17 protein-coding genes and 2 pseudogenes are annotated in these 24260 nt (G+C 71.0%); 5 read left to right on the top strand and 14 right to left on the bottom strand.

The window, feature by feature from the left end; all coding sequences use genetic code 11:
* Nucleotides 1-115: 115 nt before the first annotated feature.
* Nucleotides 116-4684, bottom strand: coding sequence for a family 78 glycoside hydrolase catalytic domain (locus tag Q0Z83_RS12115; protein ID WP_317793967.1), 4569 nt, complete (start codon nt 4682-4684; stop codon nt 116-118).
* Nucleotides 4685-4917: 233 nt separating this feature from the next.
* Between Q0Z83_RS12115 and Q0Z83_RS12110 the strand changes: the two genes are divergently transcribed.
* Complete coding sequence (locus Q0Z83_RS12110) at nt 4918-5580, top strand: tannase/feruloyl esterase family alpha/beta hydrolase (protein ID WP_317793966.1); 663 nt, start codon at nt 4918-4920, stop codon at nt 5578-5580.
* Here the strand turns inward: Q0Z83_RS12110 and tnpA are convergent.
* Nucleotides 5523-5992: pseudogene (tnpA, locus tag Q0Z83_RS12105) on the bottom strand (IS200/IS605 family transposase). The gene Q0Z83_RS12110 and the pseudogene tnpA overlap by 58 nt on opposite strands.
* Nucleotides 5993-6016: 24 nt before the next feature.
* Here tnpA and Q0Z83_RS12100 point away from each other — a divergent pair.
* Complete coding sequence (locus tag Q0Z83_RS12100; protein ID WP_317793965.1) at nt 6017-7249, top strand: RNA-guided endonuclease InsQ/TnpB family protein; 1233 nt, start codon at nt 6017-6019, stop codon at nt 7247-7249.
* 76 nt (nt 7250-7325) lie between these two features.
* On the opposite strand, the gene Q0Z83_RS12095 is transcribed toward Q0Z83_RS12100, so the two are convergent.
* Together Q0Z83_RS12095 and Q0Z83_RS12090 are read right to left on the bottom strand one after the other, a co-directional pair.
* A complete protein-coding gene (locus tag Q0Z83_RS12095) occupies nt 7326-10667 on the bottom strand; it encodes a toll/interleukin-1 receptor domain-containing protein (RefSeq protein WP_317793964.1) in 3342 nt (1113 codons plus the stop codon).
* A gap of 164 nt (nt 10668-10831) precedes the next feature.
* Nucleotides 10832-11692: a pyridoxal-phosphate dependent enzyme gene (locus tag Q0Z83_RS12090; RefSeq protein WP_317793963.1), complete on the bottom strand. Its 861-nt coding sequence runs from the start codon at nt 11690-11692 to the stop codon at nt 10832-10834.
* 133 nt (nt 11693-11825) lie between these two features.
* On the opposite strand from Q0Z83_RS12090, the gene Q0Z83_RS12085 reads away from it, so the two are divergent.
* Nucleotides 11826-13001 carry a serine hydrolase domain-containing protein gene (locus tag Q0Z83_RS12085; protein ID WP_317793962.1) on the top strand — a complete coding sequence of 392 codons (1176 nt, stop codon included), beginning with the start codon at nt 11826-11828 and terminating at the stop codon, nt 12999-13001.
* Between the two features lie 202 nt (nt 13002-13203).
* On the opposite strand, the gene Q0Z83_RS12080 is transcribed toward Q0Z83_RS12085, so the two are convergent.
* From Q0Z83_RS12080 to rpmB, 9 genes are all read right to left on the bottom strand, one after another.
* Complete coding sequence (locus Q0Z83_RS12080; RefSeq protein ID WP_317793961.1) at nt 13204-14373, bottom strand: MFS transporter; 1170 nt, start codon at nt 14371-14373, stop codon at nt 13204-13206.
* Between the two features lie 34 nt (nt 14374-14407).
* Nucleotides 14408-15445, bottom strand: a complete 1038-nt coding sequence (locus tag Q0Z83_RS12075; protein WP_317793960.1) for an ABC transporter substrate-binding protein — start codon at nt 15443-15445, stop codon at nt 14408-14410.
* Between the two features lie 15 nt (nt 15446-15460).
* Nucleotides 15461-16285 (bottom strand): ABC transporter permease, encoded by an 825-nt coding sequence (locus tag Q0Z83_RS12070; protein WP_317793959.1) that lies wholly within the window; start codon nt 16283-16285, stop codon nt 15461-15463.
* Nucleotides 16282-17043, bottom strand: a complete 762-nt coding sequence (locus Q0Z83_RS12065) for an ABC transporter ATP-binding protein (RefSeq protein ID WP_317793958.1) — start codon at nt 17041-17043, stop codon at nt 16282-16284. The genes Q0Z83_RS12070 and Q0Z83_RS12065 overlap by 4 nt, the downstream gene beginning before the upstream one ends.
* The gene (locus Q0Z83_RS12060) at nt 17040-17975 is read right to left on the bottom strand and encodes a DUF6282 family protein (RefSeq protein WP_317793957.1); all 936 of its coding nucleotides are present in this window, start codon (nt 17973-17975) and stop codon (nt 17040-17042) included. Before Q0Z83_RS12060 ends, Q0Z83_RS12065 begins: the two co-directional genes overlap by 4 nt.
* A gap of 210 nt (nt 17976-18185) precedes the next feature.
* Complete coding sequence (locus Q0Z83_RS12055) at nt 18186-19220, bottom strand: CobW family GTP-binding protein (protein ID WP_317793956.1); 1035 nt, start codon at nt 19218-19220, stop codon at nt 18186-18188.
* A 175-nt stretch (nt 19221-19395) separates the two neighbouring features.
* Nucleotides 19396-19701 carry a 30S ribosomal protein S14 gene (rpsN, locus tag Q0Z83_RS12050; RefSeq protein ID WP_317793955.1) on the bottom strand — a complete coding sequence of 102 codons (306 nt, stop codon included), beginning with the start codon at nt 19699-19701 and terminating at the stop codon, nt 19396-19398.
* The gene (gene rpmG / locus Q0Z83_RS12045) at nt 19701-19868 is read right to left on the bottom strand and encodes a 50S ribosomal protein L33 (protein WP_317793954.1); all 168 of its coding nucleotides are present in this window, start codon (nt 19866-19868) and stop codon (nt 19701-19703) included. Before rpmG ends, rpsN begins: the two co-directional genes overlap by 1 nt.
* Nucleotides 19868-20101, bottom strand: coding sequence for a 50S ribosomal protein L28 (gene rpmB, locus Q0Z83_RS12040; protein ID WP_317793953.1), 234 nt, complete (start codon nt 20099-20101; stop codon nt 19868-19870). The genes rpmG and rpmB overlap by 1 nt, the downstream gene beginning before the upstream one ends.
* 59 nt (nt 20102-20160) lie before the next feature.
* Between rpmB and Q0Z83_RS12035 the strand changes: the two are divergent.
* Nucleotides 20161-21412 (top strand): annotated as a pseudogene (locus tag Q0Z83_RS12035) (CobW family GTP-binding protein).
* 2 nt (nt 21413-21414) lie between these two features.
* Here the strand turns inward: Q0Z83_RS12035 and Q0Z83_RS12030 are convergent.
* On the bottom strand, nt 21415-21918 hold the full coding sequence (locus Q0Z83_RS12030; RefSeq protein WP_317793952.1) for a hypothetical protein: 504 nt from the start codon (nt 21916-21918) through the stop codon (nt 21415-21417).
* Between the two features lie 57 nt (nt 21919-21975).
* On the opposite strand from Q0Z83_RS12030, the gene Q0Z83_RS12025 reads away from it, so the two are divergent.
* Nucleotides 21976-24240: an ATP-binding protein gene (locus tag Q0Z83_RS12025; protein ID WP_317793951.1), complete on the top strand. Its 2265-nt coding sequence runs from the start codon at nt 21976-21978 to the stop codon at nt 24238-24240.
* Nucleotides 24241-24260: the final 20 nt, after the last annotated feature.

Here is a 24260-nt window from a genome sequence, read left to right as displayed (position 1 = left end):
GACTGCACCTGTGGTCCTCCGATCATCGGCCACGCCGTTGACACGTACGCCATCCGTTCGCCATACGTGTGCAGACGGCCGCGGTCGTCACCACGACGACCGCGGCCGTCGCGGCTCAGCCGGTGGTCGCCGGCAGGGACCAGACGTCGGCGATGGACGGGTCGTAGTTACGGCCGTCGGTGTCCTCCTGGAAACGGACACGTACCGTGCCGTCGCTTGTCAGGTCGGCCCGGTCGACCAGGATCTGGTAGCCGACCGTGCCCTCGCCGCCCGCGGTACGCCGGTGGGAGCGGGAGTGGAGGAGGACGCCGTCGATGAGAATGTCGTAGTCCTTGATCTGTGCCTGGTTGTAGGTCTCGACGACGCGGAGGATGAACGGCTTCCCGGGGGTGACCGCGAGGTCGAACTCGAAGTGGGCGCCGGCGACGCCCTGCTGGGTGTAGCGCCGGGTCTTCCCGGCCTCGGTGTTGGTGCCCGACGTCGCCGAGGCGGTCAGACGGTGCGCCTGCTCCGAGGTGCCGTCGCCCAGGTCGGCGTGGTCGACGGCACCGGGCGGCGGCACCGCGACGACGACCCGGACCTCGGCGGTGGCCCGTTCCGCCGTACCGGGGCCGGTGGCGGCGGTCAGGGTGGCGGCGCCCTCGGTGACGGTCACCGGCGCGGTGGCCGGCATCGTCACCGTCCGTTCCTGCCCGGCGCCCAGGTCATAGCGCTGTGCCGGACCGGCCGTCCAGTCGGCCGGGGCGGTGAGGGTGAGGTCTCCTCGCGCCGGAACCGTCGATCGGTTACGCAACGTCACGCTGACCTGTGTGGTGTCGCCCGGGTCCAGGGTGTCGCGGTCCGGGTCGACCGCGGTGATCTCGACGGATGGTGCGACGGTGAGTGCCGCGCTGATCGGCAGGGTGGCGGTGCCGACCGGCCGCCGGTAGGCGACGGTGCCGGTCAGGTCGACGGTTCCGGGTCTCTGGTCGGCGCCGATCCGGACGTCGTACCGGGCGGTCACCGTGCCGCCGGGCCGGACCGTGGTCGCCGGTGCCGGGGCGACCGGTGTCACGGTCCAGCCGATGGGTGCCGGCACGGTGATCCGGACGTCGGTCAGGGGCGTGTCGCCCCGGTTCTGCAGTGTCGCCTCGACCCGGACGACCGCCCCGGGAAGCAGGTCCCCGGCCGGTGGGTTCATCGCCGCGACCGCGCCGACCAGGGCGGCCGAGACCCGGGACAGGCGGGTACGGATGTCGGCCAGCACGGGTCGCCGGTCGGGGCCGATCCGGCGGTCGAGGTCGGCCGCCGCGGCCAGCGCGACGTGCACGGTGGCGGCGGTGGCCGGCGGCGACACGACACCGTAGCCACGGTCGGCGGCCGCGATCGTGAGCGCCAGAGCCCGAGCCGACGGTGTGCCGGACGCCAGCGTCGCGGCGGCGACCCGGGCCTCGCCGAGGTCACCACGGACGGTGTCGACGGCGAACCGGTAGCTGCCCGCGCCCACGGTGAACACCGCCGTGGGCCCGTCCATCCGCACGAACGTGACGCCGTCGGCGTCGGCGGCGGGACGGCCGCCCTCGGTGACGGCCCAGCGGCTCACCGCCGGGATCTCCACGGTGGCCGTGGTGTTACCGGGCACGGTCACGTTCAGCGACATCTGCCCGGCCGCGTCGAGACTCCAGTCACTGACGAACCGGCCGTACCGGGAACGATAGGCGGCCGTGGCCGAGGTGAGGCCGCCGCCGGGTTTCGGCGCGATGGTGACGTGCCGGTATCCGGGCGCGCCGTCGTCCGGGCGGATGCCGCCGATGGTCCGGTACATCCAGTCGCCGACCGCCCCGTACGCATAGTGGTTGAAGGAATTCATGCCGACGTCGCCGAAGGTGCCGTCGGGTTTGATCGAGTCCCAGCGTTCCCAGATCGTGGTGGCGCCGCGCGCGATCTCGTAGCCCCACGAGGGATAGTCCCGGTTGGTCAGCAGCCGGTAGGCGATGTCCAGGTTGCCGGTGTCGGTGAGCGCCGGCAGCAGGTCGGGGGTGCCGAGGAAGCCGGTGGACAGGTGGTGGCCGCGCGACGCGACCCGCTCGGCGAGGCGCTTGCCGGCGGCGTCACGCAGGGTGGCCGGGACCAGGTTCATGCTCAGGGCCAGGACGTACGCGGTCTGGCTGTCGCCCTGGATCCGGCCGTCGGCGGAGATGTAGGCGTCGGCGAACGCCCGGGTGACGGCGGTGGCGCGAGCGCCGTACCGCTCGGCGTCCGCGGTGCGGCCCAGGGCCGCGGCCATCTCGGCGAAGAGCCTGGTGCTGTACGCGGCGTAGGCGGTCCCGACCACGCCGGCCGGAGTCGGGTCGTCCAGGTTCAGCCAGTCCAGGTACGGGCCCGCGTTCGGCCGGAGCAGTCCGTCGCTGGTGGCCTGCACGTAGTCGACGTACCGGCGCATCGAGTCGTAATGGTCGGTCAACACCTTCGTGTCGCCGTAGCGTTTCCACAGCGTGTACGGCACCGTGATGCCGGCGTCGGCCCAGCCGGAGACCCCCTCGCCGCAGCAGCTGCGGGGCGCCACGTCGGGGTAGGCGCCGTTGGCGGACTGGGCGTCGCGCATGTCGGCCAGCCACTTGGTGAGGAAGCTCAGCGAATCCATGTTGAACGTCGCGGTCTCGGCGAACACGTTGATGTCACCGGTCCAACCGAGCCGCTCGTCGCGGGCCGGGGTGTCGGTCGGCACCGACAGGAAGTTGCCGCGCTGGCCCCAGACGATGTTGCTCTGCAGCTGGTTGACCATCGGGTCGGAGGTGGTCAGTTCGCCGGTGAAGGGTGCCGCCGTCCCGATCACCCGGCCGGTCACCGTGGACAGGTCGGGCGTGCCGGGGTAGCCGGTCAGCTCCACGTAACGGAAGCCGTGGAAGGTGAACCGCGGCTCGTACACCTCGGTGCCGGTGCCGGCCAGGGTGTAGTAGTCGGTGGCCTGGGCGGTGCGCAGGTTGGCGGTGTAGACCGTGCCGTCCGGGTTGAGGACCTCGGCGTGCCGGATCCGCACGGTCTGCCCGGCCTCGCCGGTGACCTCGAGCCGGGTCGAGCCGACCATGTTCTGGCCGAGGTCGAACACCCACACCCCGGGCTTGACCTGGGTGACCGTCTTGGCGGCGAGTTCGCCGGTCACCTTGACCGGCGGGTCGACCTGCGCGACCAGGCGACTCGTCGGGTCGTCGGTGGAGGTGTCGCGCACGGTCGCCGCCGACCAGGTGCTGTCGTCGAAGGCGGAGGTACGCCAGCCCGGCGGGTCGAGTCGTGCGTCGTACGTCTCGCCGTGGATGTTGTCGCCGCGCAGCACCGGCCCGTCGGCGGACCGCCAGGTTCCGTCGCTGCCGATGATCTGCGAGGTGCCGTCGGTGTAGTCGATGCGCAGCTGCGCGAGCAGTTCGGGCCGTTCGCCGTAGAGCTTGTCGCCGAGCCAGGCGATGGAACCGGAGTACCAGCCGTCGCCGAGCATCGCCCCGATGGTGTTGTCCCCGGTGACGAGCTGGTCGGTGACGTCGAAGCTCTGGTACTGGATCCGCTTGGCGTAGTCGGTCCAGCCCGGTGCCAGCTGGTGGTCGCCGACGCGTGAACCGTTGAGCGACAGCTCGTAGACGCCGAGCGCGGTCGCGTGGATCCGGGCCCGGCTGACCTTGCGGTCGACGCGGAACTCACGGCGCAGCAGCGGCTTGCCGCCCGGGTCGGCCAGCAGCGTCTCGGTCGAGCCGGAGACGGCCAGTCCCTGCGGGGTCGGAGTGCCGGCGGTGAACGGGTTGGCGCCCCGGGTGAGGTCGGCGTCGACCTCGACCTTCCCGGCGACGGTGAGTCGCACCGAGTGGACGATCGCCGATTCGGGATTCGAGGTGCGCAGGCCGATGGTGCCGCTCGTGCGTCTGGTGTCGACGGTGGTGTCGACCAGCGCGCCGTCGACGAACGTCCGGATGGTGCTGCCGGCCGTCTCGATGCGCAGGTCGTGGGGCTTGTTGAAGTCGGCGGGCGCGATCACGGCGTCGATCGGGACCTGTTTGAGCAGCTGCCAGGTGCCGCCGGTGCGCACGTGCGGGCGCAGGACGGGTGCGTTGCCGAAGTTGGCGAGCTGCCACATGTAGGCGTCGTTGACGCCGCGCGCCCTGAAGAAGATCCCGGCGGCGTCGCGGGTCACGGTCAGGCGGACGTCGAGGGTGTAGTCCGACCAGGTGGCGCTGGGCCGTTCCCGGCCGATCCACTTCGCCTGCCAGTCGCCGGTGTTCAGCAGGCCGGTCTCCCACCAGGACGGGGTGCTCCAGGCCGAGGCGCGGCCGGCGGCGTCCCAGATCCGGACCTGCCAGTGGTAGCGGGTGGCGGAGGTCGGTGCGGGGCCGCCGTACGGCACCTGGGTGGAGTCGGTGCCGGTGGTGCGGCCGCTGTCCCAGACGTCGGGTTTTCCGGCCGCCAGTCGGGCGGCGGCGGACGCGACCCGTACCTGGTAGGCCGACTGGGTGACGCCGCGCCGGGCCGAGGCGATCTGCCAGCCGAGCCGGGGTGCCGGGGTGTCGATGCCGAGGGCGCCGGGAACGCCCTCGACGGTCAGGCCGGTCACGGTCGGTGCGGGAGCGGCGGCGGTCGCCGGGGTGGGGAGGCCGACGATGGTGAGCAGGAGGAGGGCCGCCAGGCAGGCGGCGCGGAGCGGTCTCGTTTCTCGGTTCATGTTTCGCCCTTCTGAATCGGGCACGCCGAAGTGCGGCACGGAGAGGCGTGCCGAGCGGGTGGAAACGATTGCTGAAACGTTTCAGGGCGGCTGTTAACACGATCGTACGGACACCGTCACGTCAGCGCAATGATCGGCCATAGTGGAGGGCCCTCGTCGGGTTTCTGATTGACGCCCGTCGACGGCCGGATCTAGCGTCCGTGCTCGAAATCCCACGATCACGGGAGGACACCATGCGTACACCCGCTCCGCTACGCGCCATCCGTACCGCCGGAATCCAGGCCCTGTCGGTCGTCCTCGCCGTCCTCGTGGTGGCCGGTGGCAGCCAGGCCGCACCCCGGACGCCGGTGACCGCGGCGCTCACGGCGGACGGCCCGGCCGTCGTCCTGCCGAAGATCGACTGCGCCGCCCTCGCCGGGCAGGACCTGTCGGGCACCCCCGACGCCCCGGCGGTCATCGCATCCGCGACCGAGACCACCTCACCGAGCGGCCGGCCCGCCTGCGAGGTCAAGGGGATCGCGGCGCCACAGATCCAGTTCGACGTGCTGCTGCCCACCGAGACGTGGCGGCAGCGGTATCTGCAGACCGGATGCGGGGCGTTCTGCGGCAGTGTCGACTTCTTCGCCGACGCCGCCGACGGGTGCGTACCGCTGGACCGTGGCGACTTCGCCGTCGCCACCGGCAATCAGGGACACGTCGGCGCCTACGGCTTCGACGCCGCCTTCGGGGCCGACCCGCAACTGCGGGTCGACTTCGGCCACCGGGCCGACCACGTCGTCGCGGTCGTCGCCAAACAACTCATCGCCCGCTACCGGGGTGCGGACCAGCGCTTCGGCCTTCAGGTCGGGGGTGAAGGGCCGCGTTGGGAGGGCCGCGAGGCCCGGGCGGTGCCTTGACCGGGACGGTTCTGCTGCTCGATGTACTGCTTTGCGACGCTCAGTGGTGCGCCGCCGGCGGAGCCCGCGAAGTACGAGCCCGACCATAGCTTATTGGCCCGGTAGTAGTGCTGCACGAGGTCGGGGAACTCCTGCCGCAGGCGGCGCGAGGAGACGCCCTTGAGGGAGTTGACCAGCCGGGTCACGGCGACCTCCGGCGGGAAGTCGACCAGCAGGTGCACGTGGCTGTTCTCGCCGTTGAACTCGATCAGCTCGGCCTCGAAGTCGGCGCACACGTCCCGCATGACCGCCTCCATCCGGGTCAGGTGCCGATCGGTGAACACCTCGCGCCGAACTTCGTCACGAAGACCAAGTGGACGTGCATCGCGAAAACACAGTGTCTGCCAGTGCGAATGCCTGCAAGATCAACCATCGACCAAATGGTACGTTTTGTCTCGTGCAGCTCCGTTACAACTTCCGCGTCTACCCGACGCCCGGCCAGCAGATCGAGCTGGCCAGGGCGTTCGGGTGCGCGCGGGTGGTGTTCAACGACGGGCTGCGCCTGCGCCAGGCGGCGCGGGAGGCGGGCGAGAAGTACGTTTCCGACGCCGAGTTGTCCCGGCGTCTGATCACCGAGGCGAAACTGACCCCGGAACGGGCGTGGCTCGGCGAGGTGTCGGCCGTGGTGTTGCAGCAGGCCCTCGCCGATCTGAACACCGCCTACCGCAACTTCTTCGCCTCGATCACCGGCAAGCGCAAGGGCCGCAAGGTGGCCCCGCCCCGGTTCCGGTCGCGTAAGGACAACCGGCAGGCGATCCGGTTCACCAAGAACAGCCGGTTCAAGGTTCTCGACGACGGCCGCCTGCGGCTGCCGAAGATCGGCGACCTGACGGTGCGCTGGTCGAGGACCCTGCCGTCGGACCCGTCGTCCGTGGCGATCATCCGGGACGCGGCCGGGCGGTACTTCGCCTCGTTCGTCGTCCACACCACCGACGAGGCGTTGCCGCCGGTCGAGTCCGAGATCGGCATCGACCTGGGCCTGACCCACTTCGCGGTCCTCTCCGACGGCACGAAGGTGGCCGCGCCGAAGTTCCTGCGCCGCGCGGCGCGCAAGCTCAAGCGGCTGCAACAGGCCCTCTCACGCAAGCAGAAAGGCTCGGCCAACCGCAAGAAGGCCGTCGAGAGGGTCGCCAGGGCACACGCCCGGGTGGCCGACACCCGGCGCGACTGGCAGCACAAGCTGTCCACGGCGATCATCCGCGAGAGCCAAGCGGTGTACGTCGAGGACCTGTGCGTCGTCGGTCTCGGCCGGACCCGGCTCGCGAAGTCCGTACACGATGCCGGGTGGGCCGGCTTCACCGCGATGCTGGAATACAAGGCCGCCCGGTACGGCCGGGCCTTCGGCCGGGTGGATCGGTTCTTCCCCTCCACCCGCCTGTGCTCGCAGTGCGGCCACATCAACGAGAAGATGGCACTCAACGTCCGAGCATGGCACTGCCCCTGCGGAGCAGCCCACGACCGGGACGTCAACGCCGCCATCAACGTGCTCGCCGCCGGACGGGCGGAGAGTCGAAACGACCGTGGAGCGCAGGTAAGACCAGGACTCGTCCCGGCACCGCGCGGCGAAGCGGTAACCCACCCGGACGCTGCGCGTTCCACACGCAGCGTGGAGGGAATCCCCGCCCCTTAGGACGGAGAGGATGTCAAGAGCAGATCTGCGGTTGGAAGGACGGCCGCTGGGTCTGCGCCCCGGCACCGAAGGCCGGTCAGCCGGTGCAGGTACGCCGGTACGGAACCTCCGGAATGTAGCGGGCCCATTCGTCGGCACCGAGGCCGCGGCCGGTGATGGCGCAGGCGTAGGCGGCCGGGTCAGCGCGGAGCTTGTTCAGCTTCGAGTAGTCCCACAGCTTGACGGTCGCGCCTCGGCTCGTGGTCTGGGCGGCGACGGCCAGGGTGCGCCCGTCGCGCTGGAACATCACCGCCCGCGCCTGGCCACCGAGGCCACGCAACGAGACGAGCCGGATCGGTCCGGCCGGGTTGGCGGTGTCCCACAGGAACAATTCGGAGTCCGAGTCCCCGGTTGCCAGGGTGCGCCCGTCGGGGCTGAAGGCCATCGTGGCCACGTTGCCGCTGTGGCTGGTCAGCGTGGTGAGCCGGAGCGGACGGGCTCGGTCGGTGATGTCCCACAGCATCGCCAGGGTGTCGACGCCGCCGCTCGCCACGGTGTGCCCGTCCGGGCTGAAGGCCATCGCGGTCACCTGACCGTTGTGGCCGGCCAGCGTGCCGAGCTGCACGGGGGTGGCGCGGTCGGTCACGTCCCACAGCGTCAGGCCGCGATGGAGGCCGCTGGTGGCCAGCGTGTGCCCGTCCGGGCTGAAGGCCACCGCCGTCCCGAAGGTCATGCCGCTCAGCGTGGCCAGCAGGGTGGGACGGGTCCGGTCGGCCACGTTCCACAGCAGCAGCCGGGTGGAGTCGGCGACGACGGCGAGGGTGCGCCCGTCCGGGCTGAACACCATCGGGTTGGTCCCGTACATGGCCTCGGTCCGGCCCGGGAGCGCGACCGGCTGGTCCGGGCGGGTCACATCCGTCAGCGTCAACTGCCCGTCCTGGCTGCCGATGGCCGCCGCCGTACGGCCGTCGGGGCTGAACGCCACCGCCCGCACCGCTGCGCTGCGGATGGACAGGTCGGCGCCCTGGACGGGCCGGGCCGGGTCGGTCACGTCCCAGGAGCGCGCCGTGCCGTCGGGGCCGGCGGCGACCAGGGAACGTCCGTCCGGCCGGATCGCCGCCGCCTTGATCTGCCCGCCCTGGACGGGGAGCGCGGCGAGCGGATCCGGAGTCCCGACGGGTTTGACGTTCCAGAGGATCGCCGTCTCCGAACTGTCGATGGTGACCAGGGTTTCCGCGTCCGGAGCCAAGGAGACGGAATTGATGGCGCCGTTGGCCCGCACGGTGACGACCGCCCCGGGTCCCTCCGCGTACGTCATGTTCCACACCATCGCTGTGCCCTGCGCGTCACCGGCGGCCAGATGGCTTCCGTCCGCGCTGTAGGCGATCGCCTCGACGGAAGCGGTCAGGCCGCCCATACGGGCGTACGGCTCGGAGTCCGGGTCGTCGGGCGGCAGGGGCGGCGGCGGTGTGACCTCGTCCTCCGGGTCCTCCTGCTCCTCCTGGTCCTCCGGGTCTTGCTGTTCCGGCTGGGCCGGCTGGGCCGACTCGACCTGGGCGGTGGCGGTACGCCGCATGTGGTAGAGATGCAGGAATCCGTCGTAGTCCCCGGTGGCCAGTGTTCTTCCGGTCGGATCGGGCGCCATCGACGTAAACTCGAAGCCGGGCATCGAGCGGAAGTGGACGGGATCGGTCCGATCGCTCAGGTCGTAGACCGCGACGAATCGGATCTTGTCCACGACCAGGATGGTGCCGTCGGAGCTGAACGCGAATCCGTCCGCCGTATACGGGGCGAATTCGCCCATGGTGGCGAGTTCCCGGGGCTGGGATCGGTCGGTCACGTCCCACAGCGTCGTGATCCCGCGTCCGTTGCCCGTGGCGATGGTGATCCCGTCCCCGCTGAATGCCACCGTTTGCACGCCGCCGTCGGGATCCGCCGTGGCGAGCCGGACCGGATGGGGCCGGTCGGTCAGATCCCACAGGGTCGCGGAGTGCTCCCGGTTGACAACGGCCAGGGTTCGCCCGTCCGGGCTGAGCGCCAGGGAGGTGTGGGCCGCGACCGGCTCGCTGAGTGTGGTGATGCGGGTCGGATTCGTCCGGTCGGTCGTGTTCCACAGCGACACCTTGCCGTCGGGGCCGAGAGCCAGCAAGACGCCGTCCGGCGCGTAGACGGCCTTCACCACGTCGCTGATCGTGCCGGCGTAGCTCGTCGCTGTGACGACACCGGTGACCTCGCTGTGCGTCGCGGCGTCGGGCACGATCTCCTGGGCTGCGGCACTCAGCATCAGGGCCGTCTTCGGGTCGCTGCCGATCGTGGCCTTGCCCTGGGTCGTCAGCCGCCGACTGATCGCGATCCGCTGCTGAAGGTCCGCTTTGGCCTGTTGCCTGGCGGCTTCCGCGGTCGCCTCCTTGGCCTCCCGCTGCTTCTCCTCGGCGATCTTGGTCAACCGCCGCGCCTCCGCCTCCAGCTGCTGAGCCTCCTGCTCCAGCTGCCGCGTCCGCTCGCCGGCCTCCTCCGACAGCCGCTGTAGCTGTCGGGTCCGATCCGCCGCCTGATCGGCGATCCGCTGCTGCCGCTGGGCCTCGGCGGTCGCCTGATCCGCCTGCCATTGCTTCTCTTGCGCCGACTGCTCCGACCGCTGCGCCTCAGTCGCCGCGGCCGCCGCCAGGGCCTGCTGCTCCTTCGCCACCCTCTGCTGCCGGGTCGCCTCCTGCTCGAACCGTTCGGCGCTGCCGCGTTGCACTTCCGCCACCTGCTGCTGACGCAACGCCTCGGCGGCCGCGGCCGTCGCCCGCTCCGCGTTGCGCACCGACGACACGCTGGTCAGCACCGCCAACAGGCTCAGCACCACCAGCATCGCCAACGCCCCGGACCCCAGCCGGCGCGCCCGGCGATGGTGCCGGACGTCCTCACCCTCCAGTTCGTCCTTGCTCACCCCGTGCATCGGGGCGGCCAACTGGGCGATCGCGTCCCGGAAGCGGGAATGCTGCAGGCTCAGATGCTCGCTGCCCCGCGCCCACCGCAGATCCAGGAACAGCGGCTCCTCGGCGAACACCCCCCGCAGCGCATCGGGCACCGCCGTCGAGTCCTCGGTGAAGTCGTGACGGTCCTGGTCCCACGCCCACTCCCCGTCGGTCACCACGGGCAGGATCCGGTTCGCCGACTTGGTGTCCATCCAGTGCTCGATCTCCCGGTTCACCCACCGCGATTGCGCGGCCTCGGGCGAGGCGAGCAGCACGAAGTACTCCGAGCCGTCCAACGCGGTCTGGATGGAGGACCACAGACCCGGGGTCACCGCCAGTCCGGTCTGATCCCGGAAGATCCACAGGGCGCGCCGGCGATGCCAGGGCTTGGCCAGGCGGTGCAGGCCCCGTTGCACGGCGGGAGCCAGCCTGCCGTCCGCGGCATGGCTGTATGAGATGAAACCGTTGAAGGTCACTACGGGTCCCCTGGCGATCAAAGACGTTCGGCGACCACAGATTGTCGCCTGTCTTTGCCCTATCAGGAAGGCCGAAGATCAGTATCACGGTGTCGCACGGCGTCGACGGGTACCGGCACCACCGAGATCGTCGCCGACGAGCCCCGGGAAACCGGCGGCCCGACTCACCACTCGGGGTGCGCGAACAGCGCCGGGACACCGCCGCTGTGCAGGAAGACCATGCGCGACCCGTGACCGCCCGCGATCAGTGACGCCATCGCCCGGCCGGTGTACGTCGGATCCAGGAAGACACCCTCCAGCCGGGCGGTGATCTCCAACGCCTGCCGGACCGGACCGGTCAACGCCGCATAGCCCGCGCCGATCTGGTCGCGGTCCACCCGCAGATCGAGCGAATCGTCGCCGACCAGCCCCCGGACCACGGCCACCGGATCAGGCAGCGCACCGACATCGACACCGACGACCCGCGCCGGACCGAGCTCGCGGACCAGCCCGGCCATCGTCCCACCGGAGCCGAGCGCCACGATCACGGCGTCGAACTCCCCCACCTGTTCGCGCAGCTCACGGCCACAGCGCGCATAGCCCTCGATCGACAGCGGCGACGACCCGCCGAACGGGATCACGAAGGCGTCGCCACGCTCGTCCTCCACCGCCGACGCCAGCGTCCGGTCACCGGCCCACCGGACCTCGGCACCGGCCAGCCGGTCCAGCAGCAGGTTGCCGCCGCCCGCGGCGGGCGGTTCACCGGCGAGGACCAGCACACACCCCAACCCCAGCCGGGCGGCGGCCGCGGCGGTCAGCCGGGCGTGGTTGCTCTGCGGGCCACCCGAGGTGATGACCGTACGCGCACCGGCCGCGACCGCCTCGCCGAGCAGAAACTCCAGCTTACGAACCTTGTTACCGCCCGCACCGAGCCCGCACAGGTCGTCCCGCTTGAACCACAGCGCCTCCAACCCGAGCCGGGCCGCCAGCCGCGGCGCCTCTTCGACGGGAGTCGGCCAGTTGCCCAGCGGAACAGTGGTCACCATCGTCCGAGTATGCCGACTCAGAGGAGGATGTCGCGCGCCCGACCGGCCGATCAACTACTCGGGGTGTCCGCTCAGGGGCGAGCCCGGGGATCACCCGATGCCCTCGACCCGGGCAGCACACCACAGTGGACGGATGACGATTCGTGCACGATACGTACTGCCGCTGGCCGGCGTCCTGCTCGTGACCGCGACAGCCGTCCCGTCGGTGGCCGTCGCCCCGCACCGGCCCGAACCCGACGGCCTCACACAGCTGCAGCGGGATGTGGACGAGCTCTACGCGACCGGGGCGACTGGGGTGCTCGCCGAGGTCAGCGGGTCCGGGCGACCGCAGGCGGCACGCGCTGGAGTCGCCGATCCCGCCATCGGGCAGCCGGTCGCGTGGAACACCCGGCACCGGATCGAGAGCACCACCAAGACGTTCGTCGCCACCGTGGTGCTCCAGCTGGTCGGCGAAGGCCGCCTCGGCCTGGACGACCCGGTACAGCGATGGCTGCCGGGGCTGGTGGCCGGCAACGGCCACAACGGCGGGGCGATCACGGTGCGGCAGCTGCTCGGCCACACGAGCGGGCTGCCCGACTACGCCGACGACCTGCCGCTGGCTCAGGCCACGTCACAGGCGGCTTTCAACCGGGAGCGGTTCCGCGCGTACCCCTCTGAGCAGTTGGTCGCGATGGCGATGCGCCATCCGCCGTTGTTCGCGCCCGGGCAGGGATGGGCCTACTCGAACACCAACTATGTCCTGGCCGGGATGATCATCGAAAGAGTGACCGGTGCACCGTGGGAGCAGGCGGTGCACGAACGGATCGTCGTACCGCTGGGCTTGACCGACACTGTTCTCCCCGGCAGCTCCGCCCACCTGCCGTCCCCGCGCCTCGCGCCCTACCAGCGGCTCCAGCCGGGGAGCCCACCCGCAGACGTGTCCACGCGCGTGGCCGGGCACGCCGACGCGTCGATCATCAGCACTACCGAGGATGTGAACCGGTTCCTCCGCGGGCTGTTGAGCGGCGGGTTGCTGAAGCCCGCCCAGTTGCGCGAGATGCAGACCACGCGCCTCGCGGAACCCTTCACGGCCGTCTGGGACGAGCCGGGTTACGGTTTGGGCCTGATGAGACGCCGCCTGCCGTGCGGCGGCTGGGCATGGTTCCACGGCGGCGGCTGGTGGAACGCGATCACCGACAACGCCGTCACGGCAGACGGCCGCCGCTCGGTCACGGTGTTCCTGGCCGGTTCCCTTGACCCGGGCCAGGACCCGACCGCCCAGGCCAGGGCCTCCGCGAAACTGATCGACCACGCCTTGTGCGCCGCATGAGGTCGCTCTGGACAGACGGCTGTCCGGGTCGGTCGCCCGAAACGGGAGCCGTTGCTGGACGACGGCGCGGCGGCCGGGCCGACAGACCTCGGCGGGGCCCCGAACGCCTCGACCGTTCGACCGCCGACAAGGCGTACGGGTCGAAGGCGAACCGGCGTTCCCCGCGGGCTCGCCGGATCCCGCACACCATCCCGGAACGCGGTCAGGGGTTCTCGGTGCGGGGGACGGCGGCTGCGGACCAGGTGGCGATGCCGAGGGTGAGGCCGGTGACGGCCAGGACGCCGGAGACGCCAGTGGTGGCGGCCGCCGTTCCGGAGATCATCGGGATCAGGGTCTGCGCGACTCGGTTGCCGGCCAGCCGCAATGACAGCACGGTGCCACGGGTACCGGCCGGCGCGAGCTGCGCCACCCAGCCCATGGTCATCGGCTGGCAGACGCCGGCGGCGAAGCCGTAGACCGCGGCGAGAGCGGTCAGCGCGACGGCCGGGACCGGCAGCGTGAGTCCCGACAGCGCCAGGGCCGATACAGCGCACGACGTCATGGTCAGCCGCCGACGGCCGAAGACCCGCGACATCAGGCCGAGGTTGATCCGGGACAGCATCTGTGCGGCGGCCCGCGCCACCAGCATCGCGCTCAGCCACACCGGTGTGAGGCCCCGTCCGTACGCGAGCATCGGCAGATACGCCAACGCGACGTCGACCGACGCCAGGATCAGCCCGCTGACCAGCATGGCCCGGCCCATGCCGGGCAGCGCCAGCAGTAGCAGCACCGGCCGTCCCTCGTCCGGAACGGTTTCCGCAACGGTCCGAAAGTCACCGAACCAGAACGACGCCGCCGTCACGGCCAGCCCGGCGACCGCGCAGACCAGCGCGATCGGCTCGACCGGCGGCGTCAGCGAACCCGGCCGCGGTCGGATGAGCAGCAGCAGCGGCCCGAGCAACTGCCCCACCGAGGTGAGGAAGGTGTAGACACCGAACGTGCCGTCCATTCCACCGTGCCGGGCCCGCCCGGCGACCGCTGACTGCTCCCCCACCATCGAGAACACGATCCCGACGCCCAGCAGCCCCGTCGCCACGATCAACAAGGGCAGGGATCGGGCGCCCGCGTACGACATGACGGCTGCCGCGACCAACCCGACTCCACCGATGACCATGCCGGGACGTTCCCCGAGCCGGTCCACGAGCCGACCGGTGAACAGCGCCAGGATCAAGGGCGGCACCGCGAACGCGGCGGCCAGCACGGCCGGCCACACCGATCCGAGGCCCATGTCGATGAGCGCGTACGACAACGCCGGCCGTAACGCGTGACTGATCGCCTGAACCAGGATGGCGTGGAGCCCGAGAGCGGGCCAGAACCGCTGCGTGGAGATCATCGACAAGATCGTCGCCAAGTTCCCTCGACGATGATCAAACGGTCCCGGAGAGCGCCGATTCAATCCACTCCACCGGCACGATGTCGGCGAATGCCGGAGCCTGCTCGACGAGCCCGGTGCCCTGGTGGAATTTGACCGACGCGTCGTACCCGCTCTGGATCGGCAACGGTGACTCGGGGATCTCCTGCTGCAGGATCGGCGTGAGCACCTGCACCGTCTCCGGTTTCATCGTCTCCTGGTAAGCCTGGAGCAGCGTCCCGGTGGCCGCCGCATCACTGTGGATCAGCGCCTGCGACTTCGCGATCGCCCGCAGGAATGCGGCGACCGCCTTGCCCTTGCCGTCGATCACCCGCTGCGTCGTGATGATCACGCCGTGGGTGGCGTTCTTGAGTTCCGGCACGTCCCCGTCGGCCGGGGAGATGTAGATCCGCCCTACTCCGGCCGCGGTCGCCAGCTGCGCCACCGGCTGCGGGAAGGACAGCAGATCCACTCGCTTCTGGCTGAGTGCTCCGAGCGCCGCCGATGTGTCACTGCCCAGGTTGACCAGGGTGGCGTCCTTGGTGGCGTCCATCCCGGCCTGCACGAACAAGTATTTCACCAGCGCCTCGGTGCCACTGCCCGGGCCGGTGATCCCGATCTTCTTGCCTTTCAATGTCGCGATCCGGGCTGCCAGGGGTGTGCCGTCACCGTCGGTGGGCATGGTGGCCCCGGCGATGATGTCGACGTAGTAGGTGTCGACCAGCGCCCCGATCAGTCGGGTCCCGTTGTTGGCCTGGTAGAGGTTGAACGCGTCGGTCATCACCGACCCGGCCACGTCGATGCTGCCCGATTGCAGGGCCGCCGCGACCTTGGAGCCGTTGCCGAGGCGGGGCCGTTCGCCCATGCTCAGCCCTTCGGCGGTGAAGTAGCCCTTGCTCTCGGCGATGGCCAGCGGCAGGAACGCCACCGAGTTGCTGACCTGCCCGACGTTGAGCTTCATCGGGTCGCTGCTGCTGCTTGAACGGTCCGCGCACGCGGCGGTGGCGAGGGCGGCGCCGGCGGTGAGGAGGAGGGTTCTTCTACGGATGAGCATGTCGAGCTCCCGATGTCACTGATCGAGCGGCTTCCAGCGGTTGGCGCGGGCGCCGAGGAGGTTGACGAGCAGGTTGAGCACTGCCGCGAAGACACTCAGCACGACCAGGGTGGCGAACACCCCGTCGGTGTCGAAGCGGGCCGACGCGTCGCTGATGAGGTAGCCGAGGCCGCGGTTGGAGGCGACCAGCTCACCGATGACGGCGCCGATGAGCGCGTACGGGATCGCCACGTGCAGCCCCGTGAGCAGCCCGGTCATCGACGCCGGCAGGGTCACCTTGACGGCGATGTCGCGTCGGGTGCCGCCCATCAGCCGGACCGCGTCGATCAGCCCTCGGTCGACGTCTCGCACACCGGCCGCGGTGTTGAGGAAGACCAGGAAGAACACGCTGACCGCGGCGAGCAGCACCTTCATCTGGGTGCCGATGCCGAACCAGACGATGAACAGCGGTGCCAGGGCCACCTTGGGGATCGAGTAGAGCGCCATCAGGAACGGGTCCAGCACCGACCAGATGGTGCGGACCGGCGCGATCAGATAAGCAAGGAGTGCCCCGGCGAGCGCCCCGAACGTGAACCCGAGCACGACCTCCTTGATCGTGGTCCACGCGTGTTCCCACAACGTGCCGTCGGTGGTCCACTGGGTCAGCCGTTCCAGGATGCCCGCCGGCGAGCTGACGAACAGCGGGTCCAGGACCGGCCCGGACAGCAACTGCCACGCCACCAGTCCCACGACGAGGACCAGAGCCCGCAAACCCCACACGGTGGTACGACGTCCGTGGCGCTGCCACCACGTCTGCCGGCTCTCGATCCGCAGTGGCCTGGACACGGATGTCGCGGTCATGCCGCCTCCTTCAGCGCGGCGGCCAGTCGCCGGTGCAGCTGGACGTAGCCGGGATCGACGCGGATCTCGTCCAGGTCGCGGGGCCGGCCCAGATCTACGTCCAGGTCGAGCACGATCCGCCCGAGCGCGCCGAGCACCACCACCCGGTCGGCGAGCACGAGCGCCTCGTCGATGTCGTGGGTCACGAACACCACCGACTTGCCGCTGCCCGACCAGAGCCGCAACAGGTCGGCCTGCAGTTCGGTGCGCAGCAGCGCGTCGAGGGCACTGAACGGCTCGTCGAGCAACAGCGTCTCCGGATCCCCGGCGAGCATCCGGGCGAGGCCGGCCCGTCTACGCATTCCACCCGACAGCTCCCGGGGGTAGTGCCGTTCGTACCCGGCCAGCCCGACCCGCTCGATCAGCTCCTGCGCCGCCCGGATCCGTTCGGCCTTCGGGTCCCCGCGCAGCTCCATCGGCATCTCGACGTTGCGTCGCACGTCCCGCCACGGCATGAGGGTGTCGTGCTGGGTGAGATAGCCGATCTCGGTCCGCGGCCCGGTCACCGCCGTACCGTGGTAGCGGATCACCCCGGCCGTCGCCGGGGCGAGCCCGGCGAGCAGGTTGAGCAGCGTCGACTTGCCGCAGCCGCTGCGCCCCAGCAACACCAGGAAGCAGCCGGGCTCGACGGTCAGATCGAAGCCGCGCAGCGCCACCAGGTCGGTGCCGTCCTTGGTGAAGTGTTTCGCCAGTTCCCTCACCTCGAGGACGGCCTTCATGGCGTCGGCTCGGCGACCCGGCGGCTGTTCACGACCGCCATGGTGTGCACGTCACCCTCGCTGAACCCCGCGTCCAGCAGACGATCCGCGAGCAGTGCGAGCCCGTCCTCCACCGGCGGGTTGAACGGCTGCCCGAGGTCGCTGGAGAGGATCGAGTTCTCCGGACCGGTCGCCCGGATGTGCTCGAAAACCAGGTCCCAGGACACTTTTCCGGTGTACGGGGTGGTGAAGCACCGTTCCAGGAGCGCACTCCGCTCCGCCAGGTGCCGTTGGGTCGCGACGTCCAGTTGCTGTGAGGTGAACTCGGGGTGGGTGACGATGATGTGTCGTACCCCGGCGTCGGCCGCCGCGTCGACCACCTCGACGATCTCCGGCCCGCTCAGGTGGCCGGTCGCCAGGACCAGGTCGTGCTTGGCGATGACCGCAAGCACCGCCAGCAGCTCGGGCCGGATCTCACCGTGGTCGTCGACGACCTCGATGGTCGGCGCGACGATCCCCTGCTCCGCGAGCTCGTCCTGCAGGGCGGCCCACATCGGCACCGGCGTACCCGGCGCCGGATCCGCCCGGCTGGCCCGCTCGTTCGCGCAGTCCACGGTGGGCAGCCAGACGACCCGGGCCCCTTGCCGCCCGGCGATCTCGACGGCCACCGGGTTGAGCCCGCCGACCGATCCGTTGAGGGTGAGCGCCCCCAGTGCCCCGACTCCGGGAACGATGCCGCGAACCACCTCGGCCCGCTCCGCCGTCGGCACGTAGTGCGATTTGAGCACGAATCCGGCCAGCCCGACCTCACTGAATCTCCGGGCCAGGGTGACATCGTCGATGCGGCGTCTCATCACGTCCGGCGCGACGTGCACGTGCGTGTCGTAGGCCCCGGCGACGATCTCTCGCGCACGGGCGGTAGGGGTGGGATGTGCGTTCGACGTGTCAGACATGGCGTCTCCACTGCAACGAGCGCGGCGGCCGGATCACCGAACAGGAAAAACGCGCAAACCAGCCATCGAGCGGACGAAACGCTGAAACCGCTTACCTGACCGAACATTTGCAGTCATCAACATGATTGTCAACAACCTGTTCCCTGCGAATGACAGCCCGCACGAAGCTCGAACCGGCCGCTACGAGAGATCTCGATGAGAAGGAGACACTCAGGTGCTGAGCGTGCGGTAGCGGCGCAACCGGCGGAGTCCGGCGGTGTCCGGTGCCGCGGCCGGGGCGCTCGCGACGGCGTCCAGACGCCGCTGTGCGGCGGGTTGGTCCAGCTGCATGCCGATGGCGACGAGTTCACCGACCGGCGGCGGTTGCGGTAGCGGCGCGACATGGATCAGGGTGCCGACGACGTTGACGAGGAAACCCTGCTCGGAACGGGAACCGCGCACCCGTACCCGACCTTTGAGCCGGTAGGCGCCGGTCGGTGGATCCTCGAGCAGATCGATCAGCAGGCTCGGGGACACCGGCCCCGCCAGTTCGACCGAGGCCGCCCGCGCGTGCTCGTGGTCGTGGTGGTCGCGGTTCTGCTCACGCATGAGCCGGGCGAGCGGCAGCTCGTCGATCGGGTCCTCGTCGGCGGCGGTGTCGAAGACCAGGGCCGGGTCGATCCGGCCGTGCCGGGCGGTGACGATCGGCACGGCCGGATGGCGCCGCCGGACCCGCTCCCGGATCCGGTCGACGACCTCATCGCGCTCGGCGGCGGGCAGCAGATCGACCTTGTTGACGACGACGAGCGTCGCCGCCGCGTAACGGGCCGGCGGCTCCGGCCAGAGGTCGACGGTACGGAAGTGCTCCACCGCGTCGATCACCTCGACCAGCCCGCCCGGCCGGATCCAGCCGGCTCCGCTGCCGCCGATGAGCCGGCTGAGCGTGACCGGCTCGGCCACCCCGCTGGCCTCGACCAGGATCGCGTCCAGCCGGAGCCGGGGCCGGGAGAGCCGCTGGAGCGCATCGTCCAGGCCACCGGCGTCGTCCAGGCAGCACACACAGCCACCGGAGATCGCCGCGGCCTCGTCGACCTGCCCGGAGACGAGCGCCGCGTCCACGTTCAGCACACCGAAGTCGTTGACCACGACCCCGAGGCGGGCGCCGGGGCGACGCAGCAGATGGTTGAGCAGGCTGGTCTTTCCGGCACCGAGGTGACCGGTGAGCGCGATGACCGGCACCCGACCGGCGTTTCTCCCGTCCGCCACCCCGTCCGACCCCCTGCCTGCCGTCCCGACCGACGCCCGCCGGCTGTTCGTCGTGGATCCTCGCGCATCGGCCAGGAACCGGTGAACGCGGCACCGGTGGTCGGGCCGGTGCCGCGCCGCGGACGCCGACCGTCCGGACGAGCGGCGGCTCAGCGCATGGTGTTCCGGTCGGTGGTCACCAGGACGCTTTTCGGATGCCCGGGAGTTCGCCGCGATGGGCCAGCTCGCGGAACCGGACCCGGGACAGGCCGAACCGGGTCAGCACGCCGCGGGGCCGGCCGTCGATCTGGTCGCGGCTGCGCTGCCGGCAGCGGCTCGAGTCGCGGGGCAGCGCCGCCAGTGCCCGTACGGCGGCCGCGCGCTCGTCCGGATCGGTCGACGGCGCGGAGATCGTCGTCTTCAGTGCGGCGCGGCGGTCGGCGTACCGCTCGGCGAGTTCGGTGCGTCGTCTCTCGCGCAGGGTGAGGCTGAGGCGGGCCATCAGCGGTCCTCCCGGAAGTCGACGTGGGCCCGGGCGAGCGGGTCGAATTTGCGCAGCACCAGGCGGTCCGGGTCGTTGCGGCGGTTCTTGCGGGTGACGTAGGTGTACCCGGTGCCGGCGGTGCTCTTCAGCTTGATCACGGGGCGGATGTCGGTGCTCCTGGCCATCAGAGCCGTACCCCCTTGGCGCGCAGGCGGGCGACGACCGAGTCGATGCCGTCCCGGTCGATGATCTTGATTCCGGTGGTGCTGACGTGGAGGCGGACGGTGGTGCCGTCGGCGAGCCGGAAGCGGCGGCGCTGGACGTTCGGGTTCCAGCGGCGTCGGGTGCGGCGGTGGGAATGTGACACGGCGTTGCCGAAGCTCGGCTTCGCGCCTGTCACGTCACAGACGAAGGACATGCCGAAACTCTATAATGAAAACCGTTGTCATTACCAAGTGGGCGCGACAAGATGAGCGGGTGAGTGCCAACCCGATCACCTCCGTCCTGCCCGTGCCCGTGGATCAGCGGCCCGCCGTCACCGTGTTGTCCGGCTTCTCGACCAGCGCCGTCCAAGCCACCGCGCGGGCCCTGCTCATCGCCGACGACACCCTGATCGCGGTCCGCCACGACCTCACCGGCCTCCGGCACGGACTGGTCAGCCGTACCGTCGAGTCCGCCGCCGCGGTGCTGGAACACACCGCCGTCGAACTGGTGCACGGATGCGTCTCCTGCACCCTGCGCGAGGACGTGCTGCCCACCCTGGTCCGGCTGGCCCGCGAGCACCCCGGCCGCGACCTGCTGCTGGTCCTGCCGACCGTGGTGGAACCCGAGGCCGTCGCCGCCGCCTGTGTCCACTGCGTGGTCGACGGCACGGCGGTGACCGACGCGGTGCGCTTCGACTCCTACGTCACCGTCGTCGACGCCGACACCTTCCTCGACGACCTGGCCAGCCCCGACGACCTGCGCGACCGCGACCTGCACGCGGCCGACGACGACCACCGGGCGGTCGCCGAAGTGGTCGTGCACCAGGTCGAGTTCAGCGACACCGTCGTCATCTGGAGCCGCCCCGGCGCCGACGGCACCGACATCAGCCGGCTCGGCACCCTGATCCACCGCCTCGCCCCGTGGGCGATCCAGGTCGACACCGGCACCTCACCGAACCTCGACTGCACCGCCCTGTCCACGCTCGTCCGCGGCACCGGCCGACACGACCCCGGCCGCCCCGGCCTGCTCGGACTCGCCCTCGAGGGTCGGCCGATCGCCGTACACGATCCGGACGACGACCACGGGGTCACCTCGATCGTCTTCCGGACCCGCCGACCGTTCCACCCGGATCGCCTGCACGACGCCCTGGAGGACCTGACCGAACACGCGCTACGCGGCCGCGGCCAACTGTGGATCGCCAGTCAGCCGGACACCGCCATCGCCTTCGAATTCGCCGGTGGCGGCACCAGCCTCGGCAGCCTCGGTTACTGGCTGGCCGCCCTGCCCGCCGACCGGTGGACCGAGACCAGCGACGAACGTCGACTCGCCGCCGACCTCGACTGGGACCCCCTACTACGGCGACCGGCGGACCGTGCTCGCCCTGATCGGCCTGCACCTCGACCACCGGGCGATCACCGAACTCCTGAACGCCTGCCTGCTCACCGACCCCGAACTCGCCGACGGATCCGACGCCTGGCGCGCGCTACCCGATCCGTTCGCCGGCTGCTTCCCGCTCACCGACTGACCTCAGATCAGGGCGTAGACCAGCCGGCCCGCGTACGCCAGGACCGCCACCTGGTAGGCGACGAGCAGCACCTCCAGGACCGCCAGGCCCAGCAGCGTGCCGAACGAACGATCGAGCCGGACCGCCGAACGGGGGTCCGGCGGGTAGTAGCGGACACCGACCCGGTCACCCACCCGTAGCCGTCCCAGCGACACCAGGACCACCACGTCCGAGGCGTCCACCCGGACCTGCGCCCACTCCGGGTCCTCGTCGGTGCGGACGTCCACGCCCACCACCGTCCCCTGCGTGGAGACGCCGTGCAGCCGCCTGCGCCACACGTTGCGGTACTGCTCGGTCAACAACGGAAAGCAGAACATCCGCAGGTACGTCCAGAACACGAACGCCACCAGGACCACCCAGACCAGTGGCAGGGCGACGAAAGCGACCACCACCAGAAGGACCGCGAGAAGAATGAACTCAGCTACCCTGGGCCGGCGGATCCACGTCCGCCGAACTCGCGCCGGCATGCCGCGATCGTATTCCGCCCGTACAAGCGCAAGGTTCACCCTCTTATGGTGCGAACGGTGGGTAACCTCTCCGCTGCCGTGACCAGCTTCGTCGGGCGGCGGCGAGAGATCGGCCAGGTCCGGGAGCGGCTGGCCACGTCACGGCTGGTCACCCTGACCGGGCCGGGCGGCGCGGGCAAGACCCGGCTGGCCGTCGAGGCGGCCGGCGAGGCCCGCCGCGCCTTCCCGGACGGGGTGTGGTTCGTCGACCTGGCCGCGCTCACCGAGGACGGCCGGGTCGCGTCCGCGGTCGCCGCCGCCCTGGCCATCCGCGACCAGTCGGCCCGGCCCGCCCTCGACCGGCTGACCGAGTTCCTCACCGACCGGCAGGCGCTGCTCCTGCTGGACAACTGCGAACACGTCCTGGACGCCTGCGCCACCCTCGCCGACACCGTCCTACGGCACGCCCCGGGCACCCGGATCCTGGCCACCAGCCGGCAGAGCCTCGGCATCGACGGCGAGCACGTCCTGCCCGTACCACCCTTGAGCCCGGTCGAGTCGGTGACGTTGCTGACCGATCGGGCCGCCGCCGTCGCACCCGGCTTCACCGTCACCGGCGTCAACAGCGAAGCCGTGGCCCGGCTGTGCACCCGCCTCGACGGCATCCCGCTCGCCATCGAGCTGGCCGCGACCCGACTGCGCACCCTCTCCATCGACCAGCTCCTGCAACGCCTCGAAGACCGGTTCGCCCTGCTGAGCGTCGGCAGCCGGGTCGCCGCACCCCGACAGCGCACGCTACGGGCCACCGTCGACTGGAGCTACGGCCTGTGCACCCCGGCCGAGCAGCGACTGTGGGCCCGGCTGTCGGTCTTCACCGGCGGCTTCGACCTGGACGCCGCCGAGGCCGTCTGCGCCGGCGACGGCCTGGAACGCGCCGACATCCTCGACCTTCTCGACCAACTCGCGACACAGTCCCTGGTCACCCACCGCGGCGCGCGGTTCGGCATGCTGGAGACCATTCGGGAGTACGGCCAGAGCCGGCTCGCGGAACTCGGCGAACAGGACACCCTGCGCCGCCGCCACCGGGCGTATTACCTGGACCTGGCCGTCCGCGGGGAGCGCGACTGGTGCGGCCCCGGCCAGGAGCAGACCCTCGCCCGGGTCCGCGCCGAGCACGGCAACCTGCGGGCCGCGTTCGAGGAGTTCCTCACCGACCCGGACGGCGCCGAACCGGCCCTGACCCTGGCCGCGGCGCTGCGCTGGCACTGGTCCGCGGACGGGCTGATCAGCGAGGGCCGCGAATGGCTGGAGCGAGCCCTGGCCCGGCCCGCCCCGGACGGCCGGGCCCGCGCCGACGCGCTCTGGGTCGGCGCGTGGGTGCCGCTGTTGCAGGGCGACCAGGAGACCGCCCGCGAACGGCTGGCCGAGTGCCGGCGGGTCGCCGCGGCCACCGGCGACCCGGTGCCCGCCGCGCACGCCGCCAGCCAGGCCGGAACGGCGAACCTGTTCCGCGGCGACATGCCGGCCGCCATCACCGAATTCCGGGCGGCCGTCGACGCGCTGGAGACCGCCGGTGAGACCGCCGGCGTCCTGCACGCCCAGTTCCAGCTGGCGATCACACTGTCGCACTGCGGCGAACACGAGCAGGCCACCGCCATCGCCCGGCGGGCCATCGACGTCGGCGAGGCCCGCGGCGAGCATCTGTCCCAGTCGTACGCCCGCTGGGTCCTGGCCTTCGACACCTGGCGCCGCGGCGACCCGGAACAGGCCCACCACCTGGTGCTGGCCGCGCTCGGTCTGCAGTCCGGGTTCCGCGACGCGGTCGGCGCCGGCCTGATGATCGAGACGCTGGGGTGGATCGCCGGTTCGGCCGGCCGGCCGGAACGGGCCGCCCAGCTGCTGGGTACGGCGTACTCGATCTGGCGCAGCATCGGCACCCACGTCGGCGTCTTCGGCCCGCCGCTGGGTGTCCACCACGACCGGTGCGCGGCGGCCGCCACCCGCGCGCTGCGGCCGGCCGCCTACCGGGCCGCCTTCGAGCAGGGTGTCCAGCCCACCCTCGAAGCCGCCATCGGCTACGCCCTGCGACAGCCCACCGCCGTGGCACCGGCGCCCGCCGGCGACGACCCCGGCCTGACCCGCCGCGAACGGGAGATCGCCGACCTGATCGCCGAGGGCCTCAGCAACCGGGCCATCGCCCAACGTCTGGTCCTGTCCACCCGCACCGTCGACGGGCACGTGCAGAACCTGCTGGCCAAGCTCGGATTCTCGTCCCGCTCGCAGGTCGCCGCCTGGGTCGCCCGGGTACCCGTTTCCGGACCGGACCGGGTAACACCCCCGTAACCTCACCGGTCCCGAAAGGG

Origin of the sequence: Actinoplanes sichuanensis (assembly GCF_033097365.1) — a bacterium.
GTDB classification, from domain to species: Bacteria; Actinomycetota; Actinomycetes; order Mycobacteriales; family Micromonosporaceae; genus Actinoplanes; species Actinoplanes sichuanensis.
This window is presented reverse-complemented; position numbering and strand designations above follow the sequence as displayed.

Coding starts and splice junctions, on each gene's coding strand:
- Q0Z83_RS12115 (WP_317793967.1), bottom strand. CDS start 4,684: ATGAACCGAGAAACGAGACCGCTCCGCGCCGCCTGCCTGGCGGCCCTC.
- Q0Z83_RS12110 (WP_317793966.1), top strand. CDS start 4,918: ATGCGTACACCCGCTCCGCTACGCGCCATCCGTACCGCCGGAATCCAG.
- Q0Z83_RS12090 (WP_317793963.1), bottom strand. CDS start 11,692: ATGGTGACCACTGTTCCGCTGGGCAACTGGCCGACTCCCGTCGAAGAG.
- Q0Z83_RS12085 (WP_317793962.1), top strand. CDS start 11,826: ATGACGATTCGTGCACGATACGTACTGCCGCTGGCCGGCGTCCTGCTC.
- Q0Z83_RS12080 (WP_317793961.1), bottom strand. CDS start 14,373: ATGATCTCCACGCAGCGGTTCTGGCCCGCTCTCGGGCTCCACGCCATC.
- Q0Z83_RS12075 (WP_317793960.1), bottom strand. CDS start 15,445: ATGCTCATCCGTAGAAGAACCCTCCTCCTCACCGCCGGCGCCGCCCTC.
- Q0Z83_RS12070 (WP_317793959.1), bottom strand. CDS start 16,285: ATGACCGCGACATCCGTGTCCAGGCCACTGCGGATCGAGAGCCGGCAG.
- Q0Z83_RS12065 (WP_317793958.1), bottom strand. CDS start 17,043: ATGAAGGCCGTCCTCGAGGTGAGGGAACTGGCGAAACACTTCACCAAG.
- Q0Z83_RS12060 (WP_317793957.1), bottom strand. CDS start 17,975: ATGTCTGACACGTCGAACGCACATCCCACCCCTACCGCCCGTGCGCGA.
- rpsN (WP_317793955.1), bottom strand. CDS start 19,701: ATGGCCCGCCTCAGCCTCACCCTGCGCGAGAGACGACGCACCGAACTC.
- rpmG (WP_317793954.1), bottom strand. CDS start 19,868: ATGGCCAGGAGCACCGACATCCGCCCCGTGATCAAGCTGAAGAGCACC.
- rpmB (WP_317793953.1), bottom strand. CDS start 20,101: ATGTCCTTCGTCTGTGACGTGACAGGCGCGAAGCCGAGCTTCGGCAAC.
- Q0Z83_RS12030 (WP_317793952.1), bottom strand. CDS start 21,918: ATGCCGGCGCGAGTTCGGCGGACGTGGATCCGCCGGCCCAGGGTAGCT.